At 62.1% G+C, this 1,134-nt stretch carries 3 protein-coding genes; 1 reads left to right on the plus strand and 2 read right to left on the minus strand.

Going from position 1 to position 1,134, the window contains the following annotated elements:
• Positions 1-182 (plus strand): hypothetical protein (locus Q8R75_RS11380; RefSeq protein ID WP_305663663.1); only part of this gene is annotated, 182 nt, incomplete at its 5' end.
• Here Q8R75_RS11380 and Q8R75_RS11385 read toward each other — a convergent pair.
• On the minus strand, positions 172-759 hold the full coding sequence (locus tag Q8R75_RS11385; RefSeq protein WP_252648859.1) for a plasmid pRiA4b ORF-3 family protein: 588 nt from the start codon (positions 757-759) through the stop codon (positions 172-174). The two genes, Q8R75_RS11380 and Q8R75_RS11385, sit on opposite strands and share 11 nt — an antisense overlap.
• 2 nt (positions 760-761) lie before the next feature.
• Positions 762-1,134 (minus strand): transposase (locus Q8R75_RS11390; RefSeq protein WP_305663664.1); only part of this gene is annotated, 373 nt, incomplete at its 5' end.

Genomic DNA, 1,134 nt, shown 5'->3' on the forward strand with positions numbered 1-1,134 from the left:
TCCTCCTCGGCATTCAACCCGACCAACGACAGCGGCACGACTTCATGCCGGATGCCACGCAGCGCCTGCAACGCTTTCATCATCCGGATCAGGGTATCGTCTTCACTGCTACTCTGCGGATTGACGATTTCGATACAGTTCGTAAGCGTCCGACCGACACCGTGTTGACGGTCAGAGTTTGATCTTTGCGAGTCGTCGATCGACTTCGGCGATGTCGAAGGCAGCGGGGTCGAAGGTTGAGCCGAACCAGTCGAGCATGGCTTGATGTTCGGGATGTCGCGGGTCGGTGATGGCGTCGACAAATACGGCGTAGCCGTGGGCGCCACCGACGTCGTCGGGCGGTGCTGCATTGGCGCCGGTCACGCACAGTGCGGTGTCAAACAGCGGATCGGGTTCGATGCGGCGTTCGACCTTGATGCGGTGAATCCAGTTGTCACCGTAGTCGTAGAGATAGCTAAATGAACGTGCAGCACCCAGCGCGCTGGCCAGGCGCACCCGCTGTTCGTTGCTGAGCGGGTCAACGAGGTCGTAGTCGGGGTCAGGGATGCCGTATCGCTCGCCGGCAATTTCGAACTCGTGCAGGTGACAATCCTGCCACCCCATCACGACCTGGATGACCTGATGCAGCTTGGGCAGCGTGACCGTCTCCGGCAGTACAACGCGGCGCCAGATCAGTGGCCGGATTCCGGCGAGTTCTATCTTCAACTGCAGCAGATGAGGAGCCGCCCGCGCCTTCTTCAGCGCCACCACATTTCCCATGTTCAGGCGACCTCTCGCATCGAGACAACTGCGGTCATGTCCAGATTCCAGGGCAGCAGATCCTCGATGCGATTGATCGGGTGATCGGCAATGCGTGCGAGCACTTCGCGCAGATAGGCCTCCGGGTCCAGCCCATTCATCTTGGCCGAGCCGATCAGGCTGTAGATCGCCGCTGCGCGCTCACCTCCGGCGTCGGAGCCTGCGAACAGATAGTTCTTGCGCCCGAGGGCGACACCTCGCAGCGCGCGTTCGGCCGCGTTGTTGTCGATCTCGATGCGCCCGTCGCCGGCGTAGCGCACCAGCGCCTGCCAGTGGTTGAGCGCGTACTGGATCGCCTCACCGATGCCGGACTTGCGCGGCACGCGTCGGCTCTGC

Source organism: Methyloversatilis sp., from assembly GCF_030696805.1.
In the GTDB taxonomy this organism is placed as follows: domain Bacteria; phylum Pseudomonadota; class Gammaproteobacteria; order Burkholderiales; family Rhodocyclaceae; genus Methyloversatilis.

Excerpts from the sequence above, each read along its gene's own strand:
- Q8R75_RS11385 (WP_252648859.1), bottom strand. The coding sequence starts at position 759 with ATGGGAAATGTGGTGGCGCTGAAGAAGGCGCGGGCGGCTCCTCATCTG.